General features: G+C 62.7%; 18 protein-coding genes. 16 read left to right on the forward strand and 2 right to left on the reverse strand.

The features are described 5' to 3' along the window. Window positions 1–265 precede the first annotated feature (265 nt). The 14 genes from ndhC (at window position 266) to ACXAF3_RS04665 (ending at window position 16,103) form a co-directional block, all read left to right on the forward strand. Window positions 266–700 carry an NADH-quinone oxidoreductase subunit A gene (gene ndhC / locus ACXAF3_RS04600; protein ID WP_475111112.1) on the forward strand — a complete coding sequence of 145 codons (435 nt, stop codon included), beginning with the start codon at window positions 266–268 and terminating at the stop codon, window positions 698–700. Window positions 701–728: 28 nt separating this feature from the next. Then, a complete protein-coding gene (locus ACXAF3_RS04605) occupies window positions 729–1,376 on the forward strand; it encodes a NuoB/complex I 20 kDa subunit family protein (protein WP_475111113.1) in 648 nt (215 codons plus the stop codon). 171 nt (window positions 1,377–1,547) lie between these two features. Beyond that, window positions 1,548–3,353, forward strand: a complete 1,806-nt coding sequence (nuoC, locus tag ACXAF3_RS04610) for an NADH-quinone oxidoreductase subunit C/D (protein ID WP_475111114.1) — start codon at window positions 1,548–1,550, stop codon at window positions 3,351–3,353. Between the two features lie 22 nt (window positions 3,354–3,375). Continuing rightward, entirely contained in the window at window positions 3,376–4,011 is a 636-nt protein-coding gene (nuoE, locus tag ACXAF3_RS04615) for an NADH-quinone oxidoreductase subunit NuoE (RefSeq protein WP_475111115.1), read from the forward strand. Further along, complete coding sequence (gene nuoF / locus ACXAF3_RS04620; RefSeq protein ID WP_475111116.1) at window positions 3,989–5,275, forward strand: NADH-quinone oxidoreductase subunit NuoF; 1,287 nt, start codon at window positions 3,989–3,991, stop codon at window positions 5,273–5,275. The genes nuoE and nuoF overlap by 23 nt, the downstream gene beginning before the upstream one ends. Window positions 5,276–5,320: 45 nt before the next feature. Then, window positions 5,321–8,164 (forward strand): NADH-quinone oxidoreductase subunit NuoG, encoded by a 2,844-nt coding sequence (nuoG, locus tag ACXAF3_RS04625; protein ID WP_475111117.1) that lies wholly within the window; start codon window positions 5,321–5,323, stop codon window positions 8,162–8,164. After that, window positions 8,161–9,117: an NADH-quinone oxidoreductase subunit NuoH gene (gene nuoH / locus ACXAF3_RS04630; protein ID WP_475111118.1), complete on the forward strand. Its 957-nt coding sequence runs from the start codon at window positions 8,161–8,163 to the stop codon at window positions 9,115–9,117. Before nuoG ends, nuoH begins: the two co-directional genes overlap by 4 nt. A 28-nt stretch (window positions 9,118–9,145) precedes the next feature. Continuing rightward, complete coding sequence (gene nuoI / locus ACXAF3_RS04635) at window positions 9,146–9,664, forward strand: NADH-quinone oxidoreductase subunit NuoI (protein WP_475111119.1); 519 nt, start codon at window positions 9,146–9,148, stop codon at window positions 9,662–9,664. A 72-nt stretch (window positions 9,665–9,736) separates the two neighbouring features. Beyond that, window positions 9,737–10,252, forward strand: coding sequence for an NADH-quinone oxidoreductase subunit J (gene nuoJ, locus ACXAF3_RS04640; protein ID WP_475111120.1), 516 nt, complete (start codon window positions 9,737–9,739; stop codon window positions 10,250–10,252). Next, window positions 10,242–10,559, forward strand: a complete 318-nt coding sequence (nuoK, locus tag ACXAF3_RS04645; RefSeq protein ID WP_475111121.1) for an NADH-quinone oxidoreductase subunit NuoK — start codon at window positions 10,242–10,244, stop codon at window positions 10,557–10,559. Before nuoJ ends, nuoK begins: the two co-directional genes overlap by 11 nt. A 1-nt stretch (window position 10,560) precedes the next feature. Beyond that, window positions 10,561–12,444, forward strand: coding sequence for an NADH-quinone oxidoreductase subunit L (gene nuoL, locus ACXAF3_RS04650; RefSeq protein ID WP_475111122.1), 1,884 nt, complete (start codon window positions 10,561–10,563; stop codon window positions 12,442–12,444). Beyond that, window positions 12,441–14,033, forward strand: a complete 1,593-nt coding sequence (gene nuoM / locus ACXAF3_RS04655) for an NADH-quinone oxidoreductase subunit M (protein ID WP_475111123.1) — start codon at window positions 12,441–12,443, stop codon at window positions 14,031–14,033. Before nuoL ends, nuoM begins: the two co-directional genes overlap by 4 nt. Beyond that, entirely contained in the window at window positions 14,030–15,562 is a 1,533-nt protein-coding gene (locus ACXAF3_RS04660; protein ID WP_475111124.1) for an NADH-quinone oxidoreductase subunit N, read from the forward strand. The genes nuoM and ACXAF3_RS04660 overlap by 4 nt, the downstream gene beginning before the upstream one ends. Before the next feature lie 82 nt (window positions 15,563–15,644). Continuing rightward, window positions 15,645–16,103: a hypothetical protein gene (locus tag ACXAF3_RS04665; protein WP_475111125.1), complete on the forward strand. Its 459-nt coding sequence runs from the start codon at window positions 15,645–15,647 to the stop codon at window positions 16,101–16,103. Window positions 16,104–16,264: 161 nt separating this feature from the next. Here the strand turns inward: ACXAF3_RS04665 and ACXAF3_RS04670 are convergent, their stop codons facing one another. Beyond that, entirely contained in the window at window positions 16,265–18,838 is a 2,574-nt protein-coding gene (locus tag ACXAF3_RS04670) for a TonB-dependent receptor plug domain-containing protein (protein ID WP_475111126.1), read from the reverse strand. Window positions 18,839–18,991: 153 nt separating this feature from the next. Further along, a complete protein-coding gene (locus ACXAF3_RS04675) occupies window positions 18,992–19,339 on the reverse strand; it encodes a hypothetical protein (RefSeq protein ID WP_475111127.1) in 348 nt (115 codons plus the stop codon). A gap of 155 nt (window positions 19,340–19,494) precedes the next feature. On the opposite strand from ACXAF3_RS04675, the gene ACXAF3_RS04680 reads away from it, so the two are divergent. Together ACXAF3_RS04680 and ACXAF3_RS04685 are read left to right on the forward strand one after the other, a co-directional pair. Then, window positions 19,495–22,872: a glycosyl hydrolase family 18 protein gene (locus ACXAF3_RS04680; protein WP_475111128.1), complete on the forward strand. Its 3,378-nt coding sequence runs from the start codon at window positions 19,495–19,497 to the stop codon at window positions 22,870–22,872. A gap of 127 nt (window positions 22,873–22,999) precedes the next feature. Beyond that, complete coding sequence (locus ACXAF3_RS04685; protein ID WP_475111129.1) at window positions 23,000–23,938, forward strand: glycoside hydrolase family 16 protein; 939 nt, start codon at window positions 23,000–23,002, stop codon at window positions 23,936–23,938. Window positions 23,939–23,971: the final 33 nt, after the last annotated feature.

The following is a 23,971-nucleotide window of genomic DNA, read 5'->3' on the forward strand; positions in this document are numbered from 1 at the left end:
TAGCACTAAGAAGCAATCGTTCCTTACCCTCACTGGCACTGACACCGACAAAGATTTATAAAACAGACAGTGTTTCGCTACACAGCGCGCGGGCAACGACTTCTGCGCCGCAGCCGAACAACGATAACGCGAAAATCGCCGTCAATCACACACCCGCGCGCGGGAACAGGCCTGCAGTCCCTTTCGATTTTTGAGGTTTCCATAACGCCGTTGTATCAGTGATGAACCCGGGCCAGAGCCCGCATGCAGATCGGGGAGAGAGACGTTGAATTACCCAACCAGATTCGACCCGGCCGCCCATTTCGAACAATTGTGGCCACTGCTCGTTTACTGCCTCGCCGTTTTTGCATTGATCGCCTTGATGCTCGGCCTGTCCCACTTCCTCGGCCAGCGACGCCGCGACGCCGCCACCGATGAACCCTACGAATCCGGCATCGTCTCCCAGGGCAGCGCGCGCCTGCGCCTTTCGGTCACCTATTACCTGGTCGCGATACTGTTCATCGTCTTCGATCTGGAAGCCATCTACCTGTTCGGCTGGGCCATCGCCTTTCGCGAAACCGGATTGCTGGGCTTTATCGAAGCGGCCATTTTCATTGTGATACTGCTCGCCGGCCTCATCTACCTGTGGCGCCTGGGCGCGCTGGACTGGGGCGGTAAACAGAAGAGCCTGATCGAAGCCACGGAAGATCAGCAACGATAGCGATTGAAGCGAAAACCAGGGAAGCACTATGCGCTGGCAGCTAACCAAAACGGACGACCTGATTGCAGCGAGCGGTAGGCGCACAGAGGAAGATATTTTTTCCGAGGAAGTCAAAAGAAACATCCTGCTCACCAAGCTGGAGGATCTGGTGGCCTGGGGCCGGGCCAACTCCCTCTGGCCCTTCAATTTCGGCCTCTCCTGCTGCTATGTGGAAATGGCCACCGCCTTCACCAGCCGCCACGACATCTCCCGCTTCGGCTCCGAAGTGATCCGCGCCACGCCGCGGCAGGCGGACCTGATCGTCATCTCCGGTACCGTCTTTATAAAAATGGCCCCGGTACTGCAGCGTCTCTACGAACAGATGATGGAACCGCGCTGGGTCATCTCCATGGGCTCCTGCGCCAACTCCGGCGGCATGTACGACATCTACAGCGTGGTGCAGGGCGTGGACCGCTTCCTGCCGGTGGACGTCTATGTGCCAGGCTGCCCACCGCGCCCGGAGGCGCTGATGCAGGGGCTGACACTGTTGCAGAAGTCCGTCGCCGGCGAGCGGCGCGGATTCAGCTGGCTGGTGGAAGATCACGGCCCGCGCAGGGTGCCCAAGCCCAGCCTGCGCGATCAGAACCGCGCAGAGCGCATGCGTGCGGACACGCTGCGCGCGCCGGATTCCGTCTAACAGGTTGTAGAAAAAACCACCCTTGGTTTTTTCTGCCCGGGTTTGCGGCACATGTCCGCAAACCCGGCACAACAAATCACGCACTTAAGTGCTTGATTTGCGACCCGGCCATCCATGGCCGGGCTATCAGCGGCGAGCGGTCCACGGGAAAAACAACAAGCGGAAAAATCTATGGCAGGCGTAATCGCAAAAAGCGTTTACAGGCCGACGCCCTACCGGGCGGAGGCGGAAGCCTTTGTCGGCGATCTTCGCGAGGAGTACACACAGGAAAACTACTGGCTGCAGCCGGACTGCCCGGATATGCCCACCCTGTGGACGGATGCACAATCGCTGCTGCCGCTGCTGCGCTTCCTTAAATCGGGGATCTCGCACCCCTTCGCGATGCTCTACGACCTGACGGCCATCGACGAGCGCCTGCGCATGCACCGCGGCAGGGGCCAACACAGACAACCCGAGAGCGATTTCACCCTCGTCTACCAGCTGCTGTCGGTGGAGCGGGACCTGTTCGTGCGCATCAAGGTGGCACTGCCGGAAGCGCGCCTGTGCGCCCCTTCGGCCACGCCCATCTGGGCCAACGCCAACTGGTATGAGCGCGAAGTGTGGGATCTGTTCGGCATAGAGTTCGCCGGCCATCCGAACCTGCGCCGCATCATGATGCCGCCCACTTGGCAGGGGCACCCGCTGCGCAAGGACCACCACGCCCGCGCCACCGAAGTGGATCCCTTCACCCTGACGCCGGAAAAACAGCGGGCGGAACAGGAGGCGCTGCTGTTCAAGCCCGAGGAGTGGGGTATGGCCCGCGCCAGCGACAGCGCCGAATTCATGTTTCTGAACCTGGGCCCCAACCACCCCAGCGTGCACGGTGTCTTCCGCATCGCCTTGCAGCTGGACGGGGAGGAGATCGTCGACGCGGTGCCGGATATCGGCTACCACCACCGCGGCGCCGAGAAGATGGCGGAGCGCCAGGCCTGGCACACCTATGTGCCCTACACCGACCGCATCGACTACCTGGGCGGGGTCATGAACAACCTGCCCTATGTGCTGGCGTTGGAGCAGCTGGCCGGTATCCAGGTGCCGGAGCGGGCGCAGACGATCCGCGTGATGCTGTGCGAGCTGTTCCGCATCGCCAGCCACCTGGTGTTCTACGGCACCTTCGCCCAGGACGTGGGGCAGATGTCGCCGGTCTTCTATATGTTCGTCGACCGGGAGAAGCTGTTCGGCATCGTCGAGGCCATCACCGGCGGGCGCATGCACCCGGCCTGGTTCCGTATCGGCGGCGTGGCCCAGGACCTGCCCCGGGGCTGGGACAAAATGCTGCGCGAATTCCTCGACTATATGCCCGCGCGCCTGCGCGAGTACGAGGGCATGGTGGTCAAAAACAAACTGCTGCAGAAGCGCACCCGCGGCATCGGCGTCTACAACACCGCCGAGGCACTGGAGTGGGGCGTGACAGGTCCCGGCCTGCGCGCCACCGGCCTGGAGTGGGATCTGCGCAAGCGCCGCCCCTACAGCGGTTACGAGCAGTTTGAGTTCGACGTGCCCACCTTCGACGGCGGCGACTGCTTCGACCGCTGCCGCGTGCGCGTGGAGGAGATCTGGCAGAGCCTGCGCATCATCCGCCAGTGTCTCGACAATATGCCGGCGGGCCCCTACAAGTCCGATCACCCGCTGACGACCCCGCCGCGCAAGGGGCGCACCATGCAGGACATAGAGACGCTGATCCAGCACTTCGTCAACAACAGCTGGGGGCCGGTGATGCCCGCCGGCGAGGTCTGCGTCCCGGTCGAGGCCACCAAGGGCCTGAACAGCTACCAGATTGTCAGCGATGGCGGCACCAGCGCCTACCGCACCAGAATCCGCACGCCGTCCTTTCCACACCTGCAGATGATTCCGCTGATGTCCCGCGGCCTGCTGGTGGCGGACCTGATCGCGATTATCGCCAGCATAGATTTCGTTATGGCGGATGTGGACCGATAGGGCTAATTGTTAGGGATAGCTTATGTCGAGCATTTTCGAACCGGAAGTCATAGAAGTAATGGAGCACAGCAACGCGGGGAAAGACGCAGCCAAAACCAGATTGAGCGACGCCGAAAAAGCCGAAATAGACCGCGAGTTCTCCCACTACGAGGACAAGGCCTCCGTGGGCCTGGAGGCGTTGCGCATAGTGCAGAAGCACCGCGGCTGGGTCTCCGACGAGAGCCTGCAGGCGGTTTCCGCCTACCTGGACATTCCGGTGGCGCAGCTGGAGAGCGTGGCCACCTACTTCCAGCTGATTTTCCGCCAGCCGGTCGGCCGGGAAGTGATTCTGCTGTGCAAGAGCGCCAGCTGCTGGATCATGGGCTGCAACCGCCTGCAGGAAAAACTGCAGAAGACACTGCAAATAAAGCCGGGGGAAACCACCGAGGACGGCCTCTTCACGCTGCTTGAGACCCCCTGTCTGGGCGACTGCGACCGGGCACCGGTGATGATGATCGGCGAGGAAATGCACCGCAACCTCACCGAGTCCGATATCGACGAAATCCTTGAGAGCAGGGCCAGAATCAATCGCGCTGAAGGATCTCGCCACAACGACGCTGAAGGCTCTCGCCATAACGACGCTGAAGGCTCTCGCCATGCTGACAAGTCCGCTGACTAACCCGCTTACGAAAAATATCGGGCCGCAGAACGTCGCCGCAGATATCGACCGCTACCTGGAAAACGGCGGCTACCGCGGCTGGCGCAAGACGCTCGGCATGGCGCCGGAGGACATCGTCAAGCTGGTTCAGAACGGCGGTCTGCGCGGGCGCGGCGGCGCCGGCTTCAATACCGGCCTGAAGTGGAGCTTCGTGCCCCGCGGCGAAGGCAGCCCCGCGGTCAGATACCTGGTGTGCAACGCCGACGAGATGGAGCCGGGCACCTTCAAGGACCGCCTGCTGATGGAGCGCGACCCGCACCTGCTGATCGAGGGCATGGCCATCGCCGCCTACGCGATAGAGGCGCGCACCGCCTATATCTTTATTCGCGGCGAATACCACCTGGCCGCGGCGCGCCTGCAGCAGGCCATCGCCGAAGCCAGGGAACAAAGGCTGCTCGGCTCAAACATACAGGGCGGCGACTACAGCCTGGAGATCCACCTGCACCGCAGCGCCGGCAACTATATCTGCGGCGAGGAGACGGCGCTGATCAACGCCCTCGAGGGACGCCGCGCAATCCCCCGGGCCAAGCCACCCTTCCCCCAGGTCAGCGGCCTCTGGGGCAAACCCACCGTGGTCAACAACGTGGAGACCTTCTGCAATATTCCGCACCTGATCGATCTCGGCGTCGACTGGTACAAGGGCCTGGGCCGCGGCGAGGACGCCGGCAGCAAGCTGTTCGGCGTCAGCGGCAAGGTGAAAAACCCCGGCACCTGGGAACTGCCGATGGGCACGCCGGTGCGCGAAATCATCGAAAAACACGCCGGCGGTATGCGGGACGGCCTGAAGCTGAAGGGCTTCCTGCCCGGCGGCGGCTCCACGGATTTTCTCGGCCCCGAACACCTGGATCTGCCGATGGACTACGACGTCATCGGCAAGGCCGGCAGCCGCATGGGCACCGGCACCATCATAGTCCTGGACGACCACACCTGCCCGGTGGGGCTGGTGCTGAACCTCTCGCAATTCTTTGCGCGTGAATCCTGCGGCTGGTGCACCCCCTGCCGCGACGGCCTGCCCTGGGTGGTGGAAATCCTGCAGCGCATAGAGCGCGGCCAGGGGCTGCCGGAGGATCTGGATCTGCTGCGCGAACAGACCGCGCGCATGGCCCCCGGCAATACCTTCTGCGCCCTGGCCCCCGGCGCGGCGGAGCCGATACAGAGTGCGCTGAAATTATTCGAACAGGACTTTATCGATCACATTACCAAAGGCGGCTGCCCCTATGTGTAGGAGCCCCAAAAAGTGTCAGTAACGGCAAAATAAAACGGACTCAAAATGCCAACCATCACTATCGACGGCGAACAGTATCGGGTAGATGAAGACCAGAACCTGCTCAGCGCCTGCCTGTCTCTGGGCATAGACCTGCCCTACTTCTGCTGGCACCCGGCCATGGGTTCGGTGGGCGCCTGCCGCCAGTGTGCGGTGATCGAGTACAAGGACGCGGACGACCAGCGCGGGCGGCTGGTCATGGGCTGCATGACACCGGTCAGGGAGGGCGGCATCTACAGCGTCGATGCGGATTACGCGCGGGAATTCCGCGGCGGCATCATCGAAGATCTGATGACCAACCACCCCCACGACTGCCCGGTGTGCGAGGAGGGGGGCGAGTGCCACCTGCAGGATATGACCGAGATGACCGGTCACACCAGCCGGCGCTACCGCGGCACCAAGCGCACCCACCGCAACCAGTACCTGGGCCCCTTTATCAATCACGAGATGAACCGCTGCATCGCCTGCTACCGCTGCACCCGCTTCTACCGCGACTACGCCGGTGGCGAAGATCTGCAGCCACTGGGCAGGAACAGCCAGGTCTATTTCGGGCGCGAACGGGACGGCATGCTGGAAAGCGGCTTCAGCGGCAACCTGGTGGAGGTCTGCCCGACCGGTGTCTTCACCGACAAGACCTTTAGCGAACACTTCGTGCGCAAGTGGGATCTGCAGACGGCACCGTCGATCTGCGAACACTGTGCGGTGGGCTGCAACACAGCCCCCGGCGCGCGCGAGGCGGGCAACGGCCAGGACGCGATACTGCGCCGGGTCGTCAACCTGTACAACCGGGATATCAACGGCTATTTCCTCTGCGACCGCGGCCGCTTCGGCTACGACTATGTGAACAGCGACGCGCGCATCAAGGAAGTACTGGCGGCGCGCCGCGACCCCCTGATCGGCTCCACCGCGCAGACCGGCAACAAGGTGCACGAGGCGATTGCGCCGGAACAGGCCGTGCGGCGCTTCGCAGACAGTCTCTCCGCCGCACAGAAAAACCGGCGCCGCCTGATCGGCATAGGATCGCCGCGCAGCTCGCTGGAAAACAACTTCGCGCTGCGGCAACTGGTCGGCGCGGATAATTTTTATTCCGGTCTGAACCGCCGCGACCTGGCGCTGCTGCAACTAGTCGATGAGATCCAGCGCGACCGGCGTATCCACAGCCCGACCACACCGGAGATCGAAGCCGCCGACGCAGTGCTGATTCTCGGCGAGGATATCGGCAACACAGCGCCGCGCATCTCACTCGCGGTGCGCCAGGCGGCGCGCAACCGGCAGCGACAGCACGCCACCGAACTGAAAATTCCCCTGTGGCAGGACGCCTCGGTGCGCCAGCTGCGCGGAGAATACAGCCCCGTTATCTTCGCCGGCAGCGAACCGCCGGATCTGGCGGATATCACCTGCGCCTCGCTGCTAGACTCGCCCGCGCAGATCGCGCTGTTTGCCGAGGCAATAGCGCAACTGATTGGCGGCAGCAGCCCGGCGGCGCTCGAGCTGCCCGCCGAAATCCGCGAACTCGCCGCGCGCAGCGCGGATATCCTCAGCGCCGCAGACAGGCCGCTGGTCATCTCCGGTTGTGCCACTCGCAGCGGCGATATTATCCGCGGCGCCGGCAGGATCGCCACGGCGCTCGCGGATAAATCCGCGCGCAGCTGCCTGCTCTACCTCGCCTGCCCAGAGGCAAACAGCCTCGGTATAACGCAGCTGTTCCAGCCCGGCCGGGGCGATCTGGAACGGCTGGCACAACGGCTGCAGGACGCTGGCGCGGAGGCCGCCCCGCTGACCCTGGTGATTCTCGAGAACGACCTCTACCGCCGCGCAGAGCGCGCAACCCTGGAGCGGATTCTGTCCCGCGCCGACGAAGTGATACTGCTGGACTCGCTGCTGAACGAAAGCGCCAGGCGCGCAGACCTGATCTTTCCGGCGGCGGCGACCGCGGAATCCCAGGGCACCTTTATCAACAGCAACGGCGTGGCACAGCGTTTTTACGCGGTCTACGAGGGGCCGGGATTTATCCAGGAGAGCTGGCGCTGGCTGGTGGATGCCGCCGGCTACTGCGAACAGAAGTCCGCCCAACTGTCGGCCATCGCCGGCTGGCGACACAGTGTGGACTTGAGCGAGGCCGTCGCCACCGAGTTTCCGCAGTTCGAGGTACTGGAAAAACTCGGTCCCGACGAAGACTACCGCATCGACGGCCTCAAGGTCGCGCGCCAGAGCCACCGCTACAGCGGGCGCACGGCCGTGCGCGCCAGAGCCCAAGTGGCGGAGTTCCCCCCGCCTGTCGATCCCGACGCGCCCATGACCTTCAGCATGGAGGGTATACAGAGCCCCGGCATCACGCCGCTATCCGCCAATATCTGGTCGCCGGGCTGGAACTCGAACCAGTCGATCCTCAAGTTCCAGTGCGGTGTCGGCGGTGCGCGCAAGGGCGCCGACGGCGGCGTACAGATACGCCGGCAGCCGCGGCAGATACCCGAGTGGAGCTCTCCCCCGCACGCGGGAGAGGCGCTGCAGGCCGGCCAGTTGCAGCTGCTGCCCCTCTATCGACTGTTCGGCTCTGACGAGTTGAGTGCAAGCGCCGCCGCCATCGCCAGTGTCATAGAGGCACCCTTTGTGCAGATGCATCCCAGCGATGCCGCGGCACTGGACATCGGTGACGGAAATCTGCTGGAACTGGAAGTCAGGTCGCAACACTATGTGCTCGAAGCGCGCCTCTCCGGCACCCAGCCGCCGGGCACCGTCGGAATTCCCTGCGGTACGCCGCAGGTGCAAAGCCTCTCCCCCCTGCTCCCGGGCCGCGCAACCCTGAAGCGAGCCGCATCGCCCACCACCGAACGCGGAGAAAGCCAATGACCTCTTCCGCCATCATGACCCTGTTGAATATCTTCGGCGTACTGCTCGCGGCGGTGCTGCTGGCGGCACTGCTGACCTGGGGAGAGAGGCGCCTGCTGGGCTTCTGGCAGGACAGGCCGGGGCCGAACCGGGTGGGCCCCTTCGGCCTGCTGCAGGTGGTGGCGGATATGATCAAGCTGTTTTTCAAGGAGGACTTTGTCCCGCGCTTTGCCGACATACCGGTGTTCGTGCTCGCCCCCACGGTGGTGATGGCGACCATGCTGCTCGCCTTTGCGGTGGTACCCTTCTCACCGGCGATCGGCGTGATCGATCTCAATATCGGCCTGCTGTTTGTTCTCGCTATGTCGTCCATAGCGGTTTACAGCGTGATTCTCGGCGGCTACGCCTCCAATAACAAATACGCGCTGCTGGGCGGTCTGCGCGCGGCCGCGCAGACGGTCTCCTACGAGGTGTTTATGGGGCTCAGCCTGATGGGCGTGGTCATGCTTGCGGGCAGCTTCAACCTGCGCGAGATAGTGCTGGCCCAGCAGGGCGGCTGGTTCATACTGCCGCAGTTTATCGGCTTTCTGGTGTTCTTTGTCGCCGGTGTCGCCGAGAGCCACCGGCTGCCGTTCGACCTGCCGGAGGCGGAACACGAACTTACCGCGGGCTTCCACACCGAGTATTCGGGCATGAAGTTCGGCATGTTCTTCGTCGGAGAATACCTGTCCGTGATCCTGATTTCCGCGCTGATCACCACCCTGTTCCTCGGCGGCTGGCTCGGGCCCTGGCTGCCGCCGCTGATCTGGTTCGCCCTGAAGACAGCGCTGCTGGTGATGGTGTTTATCCTGCTGCGCGCCGCAATACCCAGGCCCCGCTACGACCAGCTGATGCAATTCGGCTGGAAGGTGATGCTGCCGCTGTCGCTGCTCAACCTTCTGGCGACCGCGGGGGTGCTGCTGTGGATCGGATAAATAAACGCAAAAGAGCCGGAGAATACCGATGATTACGAGCCAACTGCGCAGTATGTGGCTGGTCTTCAAGCACCTGTTCCAGCGCAACGCGACGGTGCAGTACCCGGAGCAAAAGCCCTACCTGGCGCCGCGCTACCGCGGCCGCATCGTCCTGACGAGAGATCCCGACGGCGAAGAGCGCTGCGTGGCCTGCAGCCTGTGCGCCGTCGCCTGTCCGCCCGATTGCATCTCGCTGCAGAAAACCGAGAGCGAGGACGGCCGCTGGCGCCCGGCCTATTTCCGTATCAATTTTTCCCGCTGCATCATGTGCGGGCTGTGCGAGGACGCCTGCCCCACCTATGCAATCCAGCTCACGCCTGACTTCGAAATGTGTGAATACGACCGGCAGAACATGGTGTACGAAAAAGAGGATCTCCTGATCAGCGGGCCGGGCAAATACCACGACTACAGCTTCTACCATGTGGCCGGCAAGGCGATTGCCGGCAAGGACAAGGGCGAGGCGCAGAATGAGGCCGAACCGATCAATGTAAAAAGCCTGAATCTATAAATAACCATAAAAGAAGGCCCCCTCCCCCCGCAGGCGGGAGAGGGGGCTTACTGTTCACGTTGAGGAGTAGCTATGGTCTTCTACCTTACCGCGGCAATCGCCATCGCCTCGACGGCCATGGTCATCTGCAGCCGCAACGCGGTGCACGCCCTGCTCTACCTGATCGTCTCCCTGCTCGCGGTCGCCGTGATCTTCTACCAGTACGGTGCGCCCTTCGCCGCCGCGCTGGAAGTGATCGTATACGCCGGCGCCATCATGGTGTTGATGGTCTTCGTCATCATGATGCTGAACCAGGGCGACGCTGCGGTGGAGCAGGAAAAGGCGTGGCTGCAACCGCGCGGCTGGCTCGGCCCCGCGCTGCTCTCCACAGTACTGCTGGTACAGCTGGTGCTGCTGCTCGGCGGCGGGGCGGAAGACGCGCCGCAGGCCCATTACGTCGGCCCCCGGGAAGTGGGCGTGGCCCTGTTCAGCCGCTACCTGCTCGCGGTGGAGCTGGCCTCGATGCTGCTGCTGGCCGGGTTGGTAGGCGCCTTTCACCTGGCGCGACACAAGCGCGAAATACCGCCGGAGGTGGACCATGCCGACTGAAGCGATGCCGGGCCTGCACGCCGGCCTGACCCTGGCCGCGATCCTTTTCTGCCTCGGGCTCGCGGGGCTGCTGGTGCGACGCAATATCATTTTCATGCTGATGTGTGTGGAGATCTGCACCAACGCGGCCGCACTCGCCTTCGTCGTCGCCGGTGCCCACTGGGGCAATGCGGATGGCCAGGTGATGTTCATTTTCGTCATCACACTGGCCGCCGCGGAAGTCGCCATCGCCCTGGCCCTGGTACTGCAGTTCTATCGCCGCCGGCACACGGTGGATATCGACCAACTGAACGGACTGAGAGGTTGATATGCAGGAATCCACAACCTGGGCTGTGAACACTATGGTGGCCTGGATCCCGCTGCTGCCGCTGCTTGGTTTTCTGCTGCTTGTTTCCATACCGCTGTTTCGCAGGGATGAGCCCCCCGAAAGGGTCAGCGCCCTGATAGGCGCCGGCAGCGTCGGCCTGGCCGCGCTGCTCACCGCGGCCGTCGCGCTCTCGGTTTTCCGCCGGGATGCGTCGGCGGTGCTGCAGGTGCCGCTGTGGCAGTGGCTCAGTATCGGCGACCTGCAACTGGGCTTCAGTTTTTACGCCGACTGGCTGACGCTGGTGATGCTGCTGGTGATTACCGGCGTCGGCTTCCTGATCCACCTCTACTCCGCCGGCTATATGCGCAACGATGCCGGCTATCGGCGCTATTTCGCCTATCTGAACCTGTTTGTCTGCGCCATGCTGATCCTGGTACTGGCGGACAACCTGGTACTGCTCTACCTGGGCTGGGAGGGGGTGGGGCTGTGCAGCTACCTGCTGATCGGTTTCTGGTACCGGGATCCGGCCAACGGCGCGGCGGCGCGCAAGGCATTTATCGTAACCCGCGTCGGCGACACCGCCATGGCCATCGGCCTCTTCCTGCTGTTCAGCCAGTTCGCGACGCTGAATATCCGCGAGCTGATCTCGGCGGTGGGCAGCTCTGCGGCGAACGATCCGACCATCACGCTGGCCGCACTGCTGCTGCTCGGCGGCGCCGTGGGCAAGTCCGCACAGCTGCCGCTGCAGACCTGGCTGCCGGATGCGATGGCGGGCCCGACGCCGGTCAGCGCGCTGATTCACGCGGCCACCATGGTTACCGCCGGCGTCTACCTGATCGCGCGCATGCACCCGCTGTTCGCGCTTTCGGAAACGGCAATGAGCGCGGTCGCAATCGTCGGCGCCCTGACGCTGTTGCTGGCCGGCTGCAGCGCGCTGGTGCAGAGCGATATCAAACGGGTGTTGGCCTACTCCACCATCAGCCAGATCGGCTATATGTTCCTGGCTCTCGGTGTGGGCGCCTGGTCCGGGGCCATCTTCCACCTGATGACACACGCGTTTTTCAAGGCGCTGCTGTTTTTGTCCGCGGGCTCGGTGATTCTGAGCCTGCACCACGAGCAGAATATTTTTAATATGGGCGGCCTGCGCCGGAAAATCCCTTTCACCTTCCTCTGCTTCGCGATCGGCAGCGCCTGCCTCGCGGCCCTGCCGTTCTCCTCGGGTTTCTACAGCAAGGATCAGATTCTGCTCAGCGCCTGGGACTACCACCACGGCTTCAGCGGCATCTGGCTGGCGGGAATACTCGGCGCCCTGGTGACCGGCGTCTACAGCTTCCGCCTGCTGTTCCTGGTGTTTTTCGGCGCCGAGGGGCCGGCCTCGGCCCGCTGCAAGAATGCCAACAACGGTGTCATGAGCACACCGCTGCTGGTGCTGGCCGCGCTGGCCCTGTTCGGCGGTCTGCTGGCGCCGCCACTGCAATCGGTGTTCGGCCAGTCCCAGGCGGGCCACCCCGCGGACTGGGTGGAGGGCATTGCCACGGCGATGCCGATTGCCGGACTGGTCATCGCCTGGTGGCTCTTTGTGCACAGGCGCCGCGCCGCTGCAACGGCGCCAGCCCCGCGACGCGCGCCCTCGGCACTTTATAAATTGTGGTTCGGCGGCTGGGGGTTCGACTGGCTCTACGACCGCCTGCTGGTGAAGCCCTTTGTATTTCTCGCACGGGTGAACCGCAATGACATCGTCGACGCGCTCTACACGGGCACGGCCACTGCGAGCCGGCAGATGAACCTGCTGCTCAGCAGCTCCCAGAACGGGCAGGTGCGCTGGTATATGGCCACGCTGGTGGCCGGTTCCATTCTCTTCCTCGCGCTTTTGGTGGCTCTATGACCCTACTGGCTATTATCGCGATACTGTTTGCCGGCGGGCTGCTGGCCTGGCTCGCCGAGCGGCTTTACAACCGCGGCGGCGACTGGGTTTCGCTGTTCTCCCTGATGGCGGCGACGGCACTGCTCGGCGGCTACTGGCCAGAGTTTTCCGCCGGCGCGGCGCCTGCCGGCGGCGGCCCCTGGTGGGACAGCCTGCAGATAGAATGGATACCGCGCTTCGGTATCAGCTTCCATCTCGCAATCGACGGCCTCGGCTTCCTGATGCTGGCGCTGACACTGCTGATGGGGTTGTTCGGCCTGGTGGCGACCTGGAGGGATATCCGCTTCCGCCGCGGTTTCTTCTATTTCAATTACCTCTGGACCCTGGCCGGCGTGGTCGGCGTCTTCACCGCAATAGATCTGTTCCTGTTCTTCTTTTTCTGGGAAGTGATGTTGATCCCGATGCTGTTTCTGATTGCCGTGTGGGGCTACGAACAGCGCATCTATGCCGCCATCAAGTTTTTTATTTTCACCCAGGCCAGCAGCCTGCTGATGCTGATCGCGATAGTCGCGCTCGTGTATATGCACTACAGCAGCAGCGGCCAGCTGACCTTCGACTACCGCGAACTTCTGGCCGCACAGCTTTCTGCGGACGCCGCCTACTGGCTGATGCTCGGCTTCTTCGTCGCCTTTGCGGTGAAGCTGCCGGCACTGCCGCTGCACACCTGGCTGCCGGACGCGCACACACAGGCGCCCACGGCGGGCAGTATCCTGCTGGCGGCGATACTGCTGAAGACAGGCGCCTACGGCCTGCTGCGTTTTACGCTGCCGCTGTTTCCAGAAGCCTCGCTCGCCTTCGCCCCGGTCGCCATGTCGATCGGCGCCATCAGTGTGATCTACGGCGCCGTGCTGGCCTTCGCCCAACGGGATATGAAGCGGCTGGTGGCCTATTCCAGCGTCAGCCATATGGGCTTCGTCCTGCTCGGCCTCTACGCGCTCAACACCATTGCGATCCAGGGGGCGGTCATGCAGATGATCGCCCACGGGCTCAGCACAGCGGCGCTCTTCGCCCTGGTGGGCGCGCTGCAACACCGCTTGCACACGCGCGATATGGCACAGCTCGGCGGCCTCTGGGGCAGGCTGCCGAAACTCTCGGCGATCGCACTGTTTTTCGCCGTGGCCTCCCTCGGCCTGCCCGGACTGGGCAACTTTATCGCCGAGTTCCTGGTGCTGCTCGGCAGCTTCGGCACCAACCGCTGGATCACCGTCCTCGCCGCCACAGGCCTGGTGGGTGCGGCGCTCTACGCACTGCTGATGATGCAGCGGGTCTTCTTCGGCGCGGAGCGCGGCGCCGAACGGGAAGGTACCCTGGCCACGGACCTGAATGCCCGCGAAACCCTAGCGCTGCTGTCCCTCGCCGTCGCGCTGCTGTTCCTCGGTCTGCGCCCGCAGCCGGTGTTCGATATCGCCGGGCCCGGTATCGCCGGATCCATCGGGCGAGTTGAGGCGGCGCTGACGCAACGGCGCGAGGGCTTTTTTGCAACCGATTTTCAGGCAGCCGCCGACAGCGGCTGGCCGGACTCGAATCACAGCGGAGGGGAATCGCCATGAGTGCCCGGGAACTGTTCGCGATACTGCCACTGCTGGTATTGAGTGGCGGCATAGTACTGCTTCTGTTGCAGGTGTCTTTCTGGCGCGGGCACCTGGCCGCACTGGCCACGACACTGGTCACATTGACGGCAGCCATCTACGCCTGCTTCGGGGTCGCCGGCACACTGTCCGGCGGCGTCGGTTCCATCGAGGTCACGCGCCTGCTGCTGGTGGATCACGCGGCGCTGTTCTTTTGCCTGCTGCTACTGTTGGCGGCGCTTGCGGTTGCCGTACTCGGCTTCAATTACCTCGAAAAGCGCTGTGGCCACCGCGACGCTTCCGACAGCTATCCGGAAGAGTTCTATATCCTGCTGTTGCTGGTCATGCTCGGCGCCTCGGCGCTGGTATTTGCCAACCATTTCGCCAGCTTCTTCCTCGCCATGGAGCTGATGGGGCTCGCACTCTACCCGCTGCTCGGCTTTTCGGTCAGCGGCCTGTTCTCCCGTAACAGAGAGCAGATGCACGCGCTGGAAGCGGGCATCAAATACCTGCTGCTGTCCGCGCTTTCCACGGCCCTGGGGCTTTTCGGCATAGCACTGATCTACGGCGCCGGCGGCGCACTGGATTTCGACGGCGTGGCGGCGGCGGTGGCGCGGCTGTCGCAGGCACCGTCACTGCTGCTGGCGGGACTGACGCTGCTGCTGATCGCGCTGGCTTTCAAGTTGTCGCTGGTGCCCTTCCATATCTGGACCCCGGACGTCTACCAGGGGGCGCCGACACCTGTGACGGCGCTGATCGCCACCGTCGGCAAGGGCGCCGTGGTCGCACTGCTGCTGCGCTTCTTTGCCCGCGCGGACCTCTTCTCGGTGCCGGCGCTGACGGACCTGCTCGCGCTCGCCGCCGTGGCCAGCATGCTGGCGGGCAATCTGCTGGCGCTGATGCAGAACAACATCAAGCGCCTGCTGGCCTACTCCTCCATCGCCCATATCGGCTATTTGATCGTCGCCTTCCTGATCGGCAACAGCGCCTTCGGCAGCGAGGCGGTGGTCTACTACCTGGTGGCCTATGTGATCACCACCCTGGGGGCGTTTGCGGTCGTCGGCCTGATCGCAGACTCGGCAGTGGCAAAGGCGCCGGGGGGCACCGGCCCGATCAATGACCCCGCCGCGGATCCCTATCAGCGGGTTTTCTACCGCGGCCTGCTGTGGCGCTCGCCCTGGCTGGCCTGCTGCCTGGCGGCAATGCTGCTTTCCCTGGCGGGCATTCCGCTGACTATCGGCTTTATCGGCAAGTTCTATATCTTCGCCGCCGGCGTGCAGGGCCAGCTGTGGCTGCTGCTGGCGGCGGTCGTGCTCGGCAGCGCACTGGGCCTCTACTACTATCTGCACCTGCTGCTGACGATGGTACAGCGGGACCCGGAGCCGGCGGCCGGCGCGGAAGCCGCTCAAATAGCCGTGTCCGGCCGGCTGCTGCTTTTCTCCCTCACCGCGGCGCTGTTGCTGTTTGGAGTGTTTCCGCAGATCTTGATCAATTGGATAAATGCACTATAAACAACATATGGAGCGATGATTGACGAGACACGCATTCTGTTTTGCCGCCATCACAAAAGATAAAACATCAAAAGGCGATTCTATGAAAACCTTCAAGCAGGCGTTCGAAATCCTCAAGGACGCGGAAAAATTCCACCTGGAAATGGCGGACCTATACGAAGAATTACTGAAAAAGTCCGAGGATAAGCGAACACAGTTGCTGCTGAAGCATATGCTGGAGCACGAGCGGCGCATGGCGAGAAACCTGGCCAACTACGGCGAGGTTGCGCAGCACAAGGTGATGCAGACCTGGCTGCAGTACACCCACGAGGAGTCGGCGAAGGATTTCATCAAAAAGCTGGAACTGAGCGACCCGCCCACCATCAAGGAAATCAACAATATGGGCCGCGAGGTGGACCGCTATTTTTCCGACCTCTACCAGGCGGTCTACGGCGCCATCGAATCCTCCGAAGTGAAGGAGGTCTTCGAGGACCTGAAACAGATCCAGGACAAGGAGCGTATCACCCTGTCCATGGCCACCAACTCCCTCTGGGATATGTAGGCAAACCCGAAAACGGATTTGAACAGGCTTGCCTAAGGCCGATCGACAGAAACTTGACGAACCATCGCACAAAAGAAAAACCCCACTGCCACCAGCGGGGTTTTTCTTTTATCGACCCGGCATCGAAGCTGCCGGATTAAGGCTCGCCTTCCACTGGCCGCTTAGAACTCGTAGCGCGTACGCAGATAGTAGAAGCCACCGTCGAAGCCAAAGGGCGAGAACTGGCTGTAGCGGTTGCCCACGCCATCGGCCGCGCCGGGATTCTCCTCCGGAGTCTGATCCAGCAGGTTCTGGGCGCCGAGGGTCACCGAGACCTTTTCGGTGAAGTTGTATGCCAGCTCCGCATCGACGATATACTCGCCGCTGTAGACCTGCCCGTCCTCGGAGTCGAACCAGTCATCGAAATAGCTGACCCTGGCCATCAGGCGCCAATCCGCCAGCAGTGTATTGGCGGAGAGGTTCCAGCGGGTCTGCGGCAGCCCCTCTTCCAGTTCGCGAATACGCGTCGCGTCGATGGTTTCCGGGGAGTACTTGTCGACGCTGGTATCCGTCTGGTTGAACGCCAGGCTGAAGTCGGTGCTGTCCCCTATTGCCTCTGTGCTATAGGTCGCGACTATATCGATGCCCTTGGTAGTGGTATCGAAGTCGTTGGTAAAGAAGCGGAAGTTCTGCAGGTTGGCGGCACTGGTCACACCGGAGGCCACCAGATTGTCGATTTCGGCCTGCGTCAGCGAGTAGAGTTGCGACGGCGCTATCCGGTCTTGCAGCTCGATATTGAAGTAGTCGATGGTCACATCCACCGGCCCCAGGGCCAGCACTGTGCCCACTGTCCAGCTGGTGGACTTCTCGGGGTCCAGCGCCTCACCGCCGCGCAGCTCTGCCACCGGGTTGGTCGACGGAATGGTGCCGTTGTTGACCAGCTCACCCAGCGCAATATCGAACTCGGTGGAGACGTTGAAGGCGTTGGACTGCCCCGGCGTCGGCGCGCGGAAGCCGGTGCTGACGGAGCCGCGCAGGGAGAGGTTGTCGCTGATATCGATATTGGTGGCCAGCTTGCCGTTGGTGGTGGTGCCGAAGTCCTCGAAATCCTCAAACCGCAGCGCCAGCCCCAGCAGCCATCCCTCGGTTACGTCGGCCTCCAGATCCAGGTAGGTGGCGACATTGGAGCGCCCCCAGCTGCCCCCCGCCAGCGGGCCGAAGCCGGGGAAACCGTTGGAGGCGGCGCCGAAACCCTGCGCCGCCAGCGGGCCTATCTCGTAGGAGGCCTGGTCGCCGGTGGTGATCTCGAAGATCTCGTCGCGCCACTCGAAACCGGCCGCGACGCTGAGCTCGGAAGCCAGACCCACCTCAAAGCCCTTGTTCACATCGATATTGAAGTTCTTCTCCAGCTGGGTATAGGCGCCGGGATTGAAGGAGGTCGGGGATTGCGGCCCCAGGGAGGCGTTGACGGTGTTGTAGATAAAGAAATCCACATCGTTGTAGCCGAGGGCGGCGCTGATATCGTAGTGCCAGCCGCCCTCGGTTTCGCCGCGCACACCGGCGACACCCGCGAGGTCGGTCACATCGCCGCCGAAGCGCGGGGTAAAGCCGCCGGGGAACATTTCGTTAAAAACGAAACAGTTCGGATCCGACATGACAGCCGCCAAACCAGCCGTATCTTTGCTATCTAAATCCGTGGGGCAGTTTCCACTCATGTTTCCGGTTAAGTCACCCACGAGACGATGGAAAACATTATCCCCGCCTGCATCTTTAAGCGGGATCTTATCGCCATTCCCGTCGAGTACGAAGTCGCCATTAATATCTTTTTCAAACTGCTGTACCCCAAAAACTCCAGAGCGAGTATTCGGGTTGCGGAAGTAGAAACCGCCGTCCACCGTCTTGCTGCCGTAGTTGCCGAATGCGTAGAACTCCTTGCTGCTGTCCAGCTCGAGCCCGAGATTGAGCACCGACTTGAAGTCGTCCTTGATTTCCGGGCGTCCCCAAACCTGTGCCGGGTCTGCCACATGGGTGTTGCCCGCCTCGATCAGGGCGATGGCGTCGTTGCGCTGCACGCTGCGGTCGGTGGGATCGGAGCTGCCGTACTCGAAACTGACATTGGCGAAACCATTGGCGGTAAACGGCATGCCGTAGTTCGCCGCCACCGTGTACTGGGTGCCATCGCCCTCGTAGAACTGGCCCGCCTTGACCTCGATGGAACCGCCGTCGGGCGAATCCTTGAGCTTGAAGTTCATCACGCCGGCGATGGCATCGGAGCCGTACTGGGCCGCGGCGCCGTCGCGCAGTACTTCCACCTGATCCAGCGCGATCGACGGAATCTGGGAGATATCCGGCCCCTGGGCTCCGTCGGACACGCCGTTGCCCAACCACGCAATCACCGCCGCGCGGTGGCGACGCTTGCCGTTGACCAGCACCAGCGTGTGGTCCGGAGCCAGGCCGCGCAGGTTGGCCGGGCGCACGATACTGGCCGCATCGCTGATCGGCTGATTGTTGACGTTGTACGACGGTACTATGTTGCGCAGAAGATTATTTAAATCCGTGTCCCCCTGATTGACGAAGTCCTCGCCGGTAACGATATCAATGGGCACCGCCGAATCCGTAGCCGAGCGTCCCTCGACCCGGGTGCCTATGGTGATCACCTCTTCAATCAGTTCGTCCTGCGCCAGCACCGGCGTCGAGACCGAAGAAATGGCCACAGCCAGCAGAGATGGAGCAGAGATTATTTTCTTGTTGATCATAAAAAAATACCCGAGAGCTTATTATCGTAGTTAGTACGCAGACCCAATTTGTCGCGGAGACGAGCGTAAAAACCAGCTTTCGACTCCCAAAGGCATTATGCAAAAACTGTGACGAAAATGTGCATCGGTTACCGAAGTCGAGAGAGAAATAAACTATTTTTTTGCGGAAAATACAGACCGTTTTTTTATTTCACGAACAAACAGCTTTTGTTTATTTTCTACAAGAGAATAAAAATCCTGACTTTGCTGCCGAAAGGTATTCACATTAAAAAGCTGCAAGCCACCGACCGGTAGCGAGGACCAGTGGCGCGGAAAACGGTTTGCGAAAGAAACCGATCTGCGCCCCCGGGGAGGCGTCCGCCAATCGGCGGTGACACAGCCTCGCAAATCTTCGCAATTCCACCCCCGGCCGGAGAGTCGGTGACGATCAAAAAACAGGCGGGCACCGCGAAAACTGGCATCAAATACTTTTTGTACTTCACAAATACGGCAATTTGCCATTGCCTCCACCGGGTCGAGGCTGCTAGTTTTGACAGCGGTGTCATCTCTTCGCGGCGCGCCAGCTCTTCCCGCGGCGCCCGCGGCCCGGCTCTATCGCCGCCGGGGGCACGACAACCATTGGTACCCGGAAAATTTCAATAATAACGGTGAAGAAGATGAAACTAAGACTCGCAGTGGCACTGGCGTCCGGCCTGATCGGCGCCCAGGGCTACGCCTACGATTGCGGCGGGCTGCCCGTCTATATGGACGGCTCCAGCTACAACACCGGCGATCAGGTTAAGAACAACGGCGCGGCCTACGAGTGCACTGTGGGCGGTTGGTGTACCGTCGGCGGCCCCTATGAGCCGGGTGTCGGCTGGGCCTGGAGCAATGCCTGGAGCGAACTGGGCGCCTGCGGCAGCGGCAACCAACCCCCGACCGGCGCCATCACCGCCCCCGCAGACGGCGCCACTTTCAGCGAAAATGACAGCGTTATCATCTCCGTCGACGCCAGCGATCCGGACGGCCAGGTGGTCGCCGTGACTTTCCTTGTCGACGGCAGTGCGATAGGCACCGACAACAGCGCCCCCTGGTCCATCGGCTGGACCGCCACCGCCGGCAACCACCTACTGAGCGCCCGCATAGAAGACAACGCCGGCGACAGCGTTACCGCGGCGCCCGTATCGATCAGCGTCAGCTCGGATCAGCCGCAGCCGCCGCAGGTGAACCTGGACTCCCCGGCCGACGGCGCCGCCTACACCACCGGCGACAGTGTCCAGATCAGCGCCAGCGCGAGCGATGTGGACGGCAGTGTCACCGCGGTGGAGTTCTTCGTCGACGGCAACAGCATCGGCACCGACAGCAGCGCGCCCTATGCGGTGACCTGGACCGCGACCGCCGGCACACACACGATCACCGCGACGGCCACCGACAATGACCAGATGAGCGCCGACTCGGCGCCCGTCTCGATCAGCGTCGGCGATCCCGACAATCCACCCAGCGTCAGCCTGGATTCCCCCGCCGACGGCAGCGTTTTCGACGAGGGCGTCAGCGTCTCCCTGGCGGCCAGCGCTTCGGACAGCGAGGGCGCCGTGGCCAGAGTGGAATTCTATGTCGGCGGACAGAAGGTCGGTGAAGACAGCAGCGCGCCGTTCACCTACGACTGGACCGCCACCGCCGGCAGCCACTCGGTCTACGCCCGCGCCTACGACGGCGTAGGCCAGTTTGCCGACTCCTCACCGGTGTCCATCACCGTCAACGGCGAACCAGTCAGCAGCGACCACCCCTGCCGCCCGGACGGCCTCTACACCACGCCGGGCACCAGTCCGAACTACTGCGATATCTACGATGCCAACGGCCGCGAGAAGATGGGCGCGGACCACCCGCGGCGCATTATCGGCTACTTCACCAGCTGGCGTAACGGCGCCAACGGCCAGCCCAGCTACCTGGTGAAGGATATCCCCTGGGACAAGATCACCCATATCAACTACGCCTTCGCCCACGTCGGCAGCGACTACTCGGTATCCGTCGGCAACACCGCGGATCCGGGCAATCCGGCCACCGGCATGGAGTGGCCCGGCGTGCCCGGTGCGGAAACGGACCCCGACTACGCCTACAAGGGGCACTTCAACCAACTGTCGAAATTCAAGGAACAGTACCCGGATGTGAAGACCCTGGTATCCGTCGGCGGCTGGGCCGAGTCCGGTGGCCACTTCGACGAGCACGGCAACCGCGTCGCGGACGGCGGCTTCTACACCATGACCACCAATGCCGACGGCAGCATTAACCACCAGGGCATAGAGGCCTTCGCGAACTCCGCGGTGGACTTTATCCGCACCTACGGCTTCGACGGCGTGGATATCGATTACGAATACCCCACCTCGATGAACGACGCCGGCAACCCGCTGGACTTCGGCGTGGCCAACCCGCTGCGCGCCCACCTGATGGACTCCTACGTGGAGCTGATGCGGGTGCTGCGCGAGAAGCTGGATGAAGCCGGCGAGCAGGACGGCACCCACTATATGCTCACCATCGCCTCGCCCTCCTCCGGCTACCTGCTGCGCGGCATGGAGACGATGCAGATCACCCAGTATCTGGACTACGTCAACATCATGACCTACGACCTGCACGGCGCCTGGAACGAGTATGTGGGCCACAACTCCGCGCTCTTCGACAACGGCGACGACCCGGAGCTGAAGGCGGCGAATGTGTACGGCACTGCCCAGTACGGCGGTATCGGCTACCTGAATATCGACTGGGCGGTGAAGTACTTCCGCGGTTCCATGCCCCCGGGCCGGATCAATATCGGCATTCCCTACTACACCCGCGGCTGGCAGGGCGTGAGCGGCGGAGTCAACGGCCTCGGCGGCAGCGCGGTATTGCCCAACCAGTCCGACTGCCCCACCGGGACCGGCATGAACGATCCCTGCGGTTACGGCGCCATAGGTATCGACAACATGTGGCACGACCTGGATGAAAACGGCAACGAAATGGGAGCCGGCTCCAACCCCATGTGGCACGCAAAGAACCTGGAAAACGGCATACTCGGCAGCTATGCAACCGACTACGGCCTGGATCCGGCCAACGATCCGGACGACGCGCTGGTGGGCAACTATGTGCGCCACTACGATTCGGTTTCCGAGGCCCCCTGGCTGTGGAACAGCAGCAAGAGCGTATTCCTGTCCACCGAAGACGAAGAGTCCATGGACGCCAAGGTGCAGTATGTGATCGACCAGGGCGTGGGCGGCATCATGTTCTGGGAACTGGCCGGCGACTACGACTGGGATGCCAGTAGGGGAGAGAGTGGCGAGTACTTTATGGGCTCCACCCTGACCAGCCTCGCCTACGACAAGTTCAAGACGGCCCCCCCCTACCGCGAACTGCGCAGCGACCGCCCGCTGCCGGCAGAGGCGGTGGATATCCAGATGGTGGTGGACGGCTTCAAGCTGGGCGACCAGAACTACCCGCTCAATCCCAAGCTCTATATCACCAACAACACCGGCAGCACCATTCCCGGTGGCACAGTGTTCGAGTTCGACATGCCGACCTCCACGTCCGACACTATCAGCGACCAGAGCGGTGCCGGCCTGGAGGTGATCGAGAGCGGCGCCAACGCCGGCGGTGGCAATGTGGGCGGCCTCGAGCACGAGTTCCACCGGGTGCGCTTCTCACTGCCCGGCTGGCAGGACCTTGCCGACGGCGAGACCTGGGACCTGACCCTGAACTACTACCTGCCGGTTTCCGGCCCCCAGGCCTATACCGCCACCATCAACGGCACCACCTACGCGCTCGCCTTTGAGCACCCGCAGCTGCCGCTGGCGGACCTGTCCAGCGGAGGTGGCGGCGGCGATGGTGGCAGCGGCGGCACCAGCTGCGCGTCCGCCGGTGTCAATCCGGGTGACTACCCCACCTATCCCGACTGGCCCTCCGGCAACCACGCCAAAGGCGGCGAGCGGATAGTGCACGACGGCAGCGTCTGGCAGGCCAAGTGGTGGACCAACTCAGAGCCGAGCAGCAGCGACGGCAGCTGGGAATTTGTCTGCAGTGTGAATTAAAGAAGTCGTTCTCACAGGATGGACCCACAGGAAGTTCTCTCTCGTTGTTGATCTATAGGCAATGCTCCTATCTTGCCCCGACTTCTCCGGGGCTTTTTTCGTTTTTATCTGTAACGGAAGTGCACCCATGTATAAAAAAATGATCGCCCTGACCGCAGTACCGTTACTCGGGCTGCAACTCGCCGCCTGCGGCGACACCCGGAAACCGGAAGCGGCCGCAGAAGAAAGCGCGCCGATATTCTTCGACGACTTCTCCTATACGAATCTGGACGCGATGCGCGAAAACGGCTGGCGCGTGCGCACCGAGACAGGCCACCCGGGTGTGGCCGGCGCCCGCTGGTCCGCCGACGGCATCTCCTTCCCGGCGGACGGCGAACAGCGCGGCAACACCCTGCTGCGCCTGACCTCCTCCACCGACGGCAGCGGCGAAAACACCAATCACACCCAGCTCTGCCACCAGCGCAAATACCTCGAAGGCACCTATGCCGCGCGGGTATTCTTCCGCGACGAGCCGGTACAGGGTCCGGATGGCGACCAGATTATCGAAACCTTCTACACCATCAGCCCGCTGAAGGCGCCGCTGGATCCGGACTACAGCGAGATGGATTTCGAATATCTGGCCAACGGCGGCTGGGGCGAGACAAACAGTGCCCTCTTCGCCACCAGCTGGGAGACCTTCAAGCTGAACCCGTTCGAAAAGGTCAACGAATACTCGGTGAAACCCGGTAGCTTTGCCGGCTGGCACACTCTGGTGTTGCAGGCAGCGGACAATGAGATCCGCTACCTTATCGACGGCGAGGAGTTCGCCCGCCACGGCGAACAGGTGTTCCCGGAGGAGCCCATGTCGATCAATTTCAATCTCTGGTTCACCCAGGAGGGACTGATCGACTCTGACGCGCTGCGCGTCTACCAGCAGGACGTGGACTGGGTATTCCACAGCGCGAACAAAATCCTGAGCCCGGATGAGGTCACCGAGGCGGTGGCGAAGCTGCGCGCGGACAGGGTCGCGTTCAGGGGCACAGTGCCGGACTGGAATCCGAAACTGGATTCCCCCTGCGGCCTTTAGCGAACTGTAGGAGCGGCCCATGGCCGCGATCGG

The sequence above is a fragment of the Microbulbifer sp. ABF4_143 genome (assembly GCF_056160225.1).

Coding starts and splice junctions, on each gene's coding strand:
- ACXAF3_RS04605 (WP_475111113.1), top strand. CDS start 729: ATGCGCTGGCAGCTAACCAAAACGGACGACCTGATTGCAGCGAGCGGT.
- nuoC (WP_475111114.1), top strand. CDS start 1,548: ATGGCAGGCGTAATCGCAAAAAGCGTTTACAGGCCGACGCCCTACCGG.
- nuoE (WP_475111115.1), top strand. CDS start 3,376: ATGTCGAGCATTTTCGAACCGGAAGTCATAGAAGTAATGGAGCACAGC.
- nuoF (WP_475111116.1), top strand. CDS start 3,989: ATGCTGACAAGTCCGCTGACTAACCCGCTTACGAAAAATATCGGGCCG.
- nuoG (WP_475111117.1), top strand. CDS start 5,321: ATGCCAACCATCACTATCGACGGCGAACAGTATCGGGTAGATGAAGAC.
- nuoH (WP_475111118.1), top strand. CDS start 8,161: ATGACCTCTTCCGCCATCATGACCCTGTTGAATATCTTCGGCGTACTG.
- nuoI (WP_475111119.1), top strand. CDS start 9,146: ATGATTACGAGCCAACTGCGCAGTATGTGGCTGGTCTTCAAGCACCTG.
- nuoJ (WP_475111120.1), top strand. CDS start 9,737: ATGGTCTTCTACCTTACCGCGGCAATCGCCATCGCCTCGACGGCCATG.
- nuoK (WP_475111121.1), top strand. CDS start 10,242: ATGCCGACTGAAGCGATGCCGGGCCTGCACGCCGGCCTGACCCTGGCC.
- nuoL (WP_475111122.1), top strand. CDS start 10,561: ATGCAGGAATCCACAACCTGGGCTGTGAACACTATGGTGGCCTGGATC.
- nuoM (WP_475111123.1), top strand. CDS start 12,441: ATGACCCTACTGGCTATTATCGCGATACTGTTTGCCGGCGGGCTGCTG.
- ACXAF3_RS04660 (WP_475111124.1), top strand. CDS start 14,030: ATGAGTGCCCGGGAACTGTTCGCGATACTGCCACTGCTGGTATTGAGT.
- ACXAF3_RS04665 (WP_475111125.1), top strand. CDS start 15,645: ATGAAAACCTTCAAGCAGGCGTTCGAAATCCTCAAGGACGCGGAAAAA.
- ACXAF3_RS04670 (WP_475111126.1), bottom strand. CDS start 18,838: ATGATCAACAAGAAAATAATCTCTGCTCCATCTCTGCTGGCTGTGGCC.
- ACXAF3_RS04675 (WP_475111127.1), bottom strand. CDS start 19,339: ATGGCAAATTGCCGTATTTGTGAAGTACAAAAAGTATTTGATGCCAGT.
- ACXAF3_RS04680 (WP_475111128.1), top strand. CDS start 19,495: ATGAAACTAAGACTCGCAGTGGCACTGGCGTCCGGCCTGATCGGCGCC.
- ACXAF3_RS04685 (WP_475111129.1), top strand. CDS start 23,000: ATGTATAAAAAAATGATCGCCCTGACCGCAGTACCGTTACTCGGGCTG.